The sequence below is a fragment of the Nonomuraea zeae genome (assembly GCF_005889725.1).
GTDB lineage: Bacteria > Actinomycetota > Actinomycetes > Streptosporangiales > Streptosporangiaceae > Nonomuraea > Nonomuraea zeae.
This window is the reverse complement of record NZ_VCKX01000568.1, coordinates 1-3,012: the sequence shown is the minus strand read 5'-3', so window position 1 is coordinate 3,012 and position 3,012 is coordinate 1. Positions and strand designations below refer to the sequence as shown.

Here is a 3,012-nt window from a genome sequence, read left to right as displayed (position 1 = left end):
GTGGTGGGGGTGTGTCTGGATCGGGGTGCCGATCTGGTGGTGGCGGTGCTGGCGGTGTGGAAGGCGGGGGCGGCGTATGTGCCGATTGATCCGGGTCAGCCGGTGGAGCGGATCGCCTACATGCTGGGTGACAGTCGTGCGGTGTTGACGGTCACCAGTGCGGAGATCGCCGACGAACTGCCGGCCGGTCGAGGCCGGATGCTGGTGCTGGATGACGCTTTCACCGTGATGCGGTTGTCGATGGCTTCGGCTGAAAGGCCGGTGCGGCGTCTGAGCGGCGATCAGAGCGCGTATGTGATCTATACTTCGGGTTCGACGGGGCGGCCGAAGGGTGTGGTGGTGACTCAGGCGGCGCTGGCCAATTATGTGGGTTCGGTGCCGGGGCGGTTGGGCTTGGATGGTGGCCGGTTTGCGCTGGTGCAGGGTCAGGCTACGGATTTGGGTAACACGGTGGTGTTCGCCGCTCTCACCCTTGGCGGTGAGTTGCACATCGTGGCTGAGGGGGCGGCCACCGATCCTGAAGCGTTGCGTGCCGTGCTGGCTGGGCGTGGCATCGACTTCGTCAAGATGGTGCCGTCGCACTTGGCGGCGATGGGTCCGGGTTTGTTGCCCGGGCGGTCGCTGGTGCTGGGCGGGGAGGCTGCCGCGTCTGACTGGCTGGAGCAGGTTCTCGCGAACGCTGATGTGCGCGGGTGTGCGGTGTTCAATCACTACGGTCCGACCGAGACCACGATCGGGGTGGCCACCACCCGGCTGCCGGGTGGGCTGAGCCCGGTGGCCAACACCCGCCTGTATGTGCTGGACGAGTATTTGGCTCCGGTGCCGCCGGGTGTGATCGGTGAGTTGTATGTGGCTGGAGCTCAGTTGGCGCGTGGCTATCTGGGTCGTCCTGGGCTGACGGCGGAGCGGTTCGTGGCGTGCCCGTTCGGGGGCGGGCGGATGTATCGCACCGGTGACCGGGCCCGCTGGAGCGTTGATGGTGGGCTGGTGTTCGCGGGCCGGGTGGACGACCAGGTCAAGATCCGCGGCTTCCGTGTCGAACCAGGCGAGGTCACCGCGGCACTGGCCGCCTGCCCAGGTGTGCACCAGGCGGTCGTCGTGGCTCGGGAGGAAGCGCCCGGCGACGTCCGCCTCATCGGCTACCTGGTCGCCGACGACCCCGAGGACGCCCGCGACCTGCCCGCCACGGCCCGCAAGTTCGCCACCGACCGTCTCCCCGACCACATGGTCCCCTCGGCCTGGGTCGTGCTGGACGCGCTGCCGCTGACGAGTAACGGCAAGCTCGACCGCCACGCACTGCCCGCCCCCGACTACGGCTCCGCCCAGAGCGCGGGCGGCCGGCCGGCGGCCTCGGCACAGGAGGAGATCCTGTGCATGGCCTTCGCCGACGTGCTGGGCCTGGACGGCGTGGGCGTGGACGACGACTTCTTCGCGCTCGGCGGCCACTCCCTGCTCGCCGTCCGCCTGGTCAGCCGCATCCGCGCGCTGCTCGGGGTGGAGATCGAGATCCGCGCCCTGTTCGACACGCCCACGGTCGCCGGGCTGGCGGCCGGGCTGAACGGCGCCGCCCGGGCGCGCACGCCGCTGACCGCGGGCTCCCGCCCCGAACGGATCCCGCTGTCGTACGGCCAGCGGCGCATGTGGATCATCGCCCAGCTCGAAGGCCCGAGCGCCACCTACAACATCCCCGTCGCGGTACGCCTGGCCGGCCGGATCGACGGCCCGGCCATGGCCGCCGCCTTCCGCGACGTGCTGGAGCGCCACGAGGTGCTCCGCACGGTGTTCCCGATCGCCGACGGAGAGCCCTACCAGCGGATCATCCCTCTCGGCGACCTCGACTGGGAGCTGGCGACACAGCAGGTCGCACCGCAGGACCTGGCGGCGGCGGTGGACGAGGCGCGGGCGCACACCTTCGACCTGTCCGCCGATGCGCCGATTCGGGCCTGGCTGCTCAGCACCGGCCCCGAGGAGCACGTGCTCGTGGTCGTCGTGCACCACATCGCCGGTGACGGCTGGTCCTGGGCGCCGCTGGCGCGCGACGTCTCCGTCGCCTACGCCGCGCGCAGCGAGGGCCGGGCGCCGCGGTGGGAGCCGCTGCCCGTCCAGTACGCCGACTACGCGCTCTGGCAGCGCGACGTGCTCGGCGGCACCGACGACCCGGAAAGCCTGATCTCCAGCCAGGTCGCCTACTGGCGTGACACGCTCGCCGGCCTGCCCGAGGAGCTGGAGCTGCCGTTCGACCGGCCGCGCCAGGAGGTGGCCGGGCACCTGGGCAGGCGGGTGCCGCTGGAGGTCCCGGCCGACGTCCACGCCCGGCTGCGGGAGGTCGCCCGGTCCGAGGGCGTGACCATGTTCATGATGTTGCACGGAGCCCTGGCGGTCCTGCTGTCCCGGCTCGGCGGCGGCACCGACGTCCCCATCGGCTCGGCGCTGGCCGGGCGTACCGACGAGGCGCTCGACGGCCTGGTGGGCTACTTCGTCAACACCTTCGTGCTGCGTACCGACCTGTCCGGCGACCCCACCTTCCGCGAGGTGCTCGGGCGCGTCCGGGAGGCCGGGCTGGGTGCCTTCGCCCACCCGGACGTGCCGTTCGAACGCCTGGTCGAGGAGCTGTCGCCGGCCAGGTCGCTGGCCCGGCACCCGCTGTTCCAGGTGATGCTGCTGCTGCAGAACACCGCGAACGCCACCCTCGACCTGCCGGGCCTCGACGCGGGCCGGCGGCCGGCCGCGCGGGAAGCGGCAGCCGAGGAACGGTCATCCGGCGAAGCGGCACCCGAGGACGGGACCGCCGAGGATCTGGCCGTGGTGAAGTTCGACCTGGACGTGAGCGTCGGCGAGACGTTCGACGCCGAAGGCGCTGCCGCGGGCATGCGCGGCGCGGTCATCGGCGCGGCGGACCTGTTCGACCGCACGTCGGTCGTAAGCCTCGCCGAACGCCTCGTACGGGTACTCGCCACCCTGTCGGAAGACCCCGGCCGCCGGCTCAGCGCGGTGGACATCCTCGGGACCGCC

General features: G+C 71.6%; 1 protein-coding gene. It reads left to right on the top strand.

Going from position 1 to position 3,012, the window contains the following annotated elements; translation table 11 throughout:
• On the top strand, positions 1–3,012 hold a 3,012-nt coding region (locus ETD85_RS61225; protein WP_338087274.1), incomplete at its 3' end, for an amino acid adenylation domain-containing protein.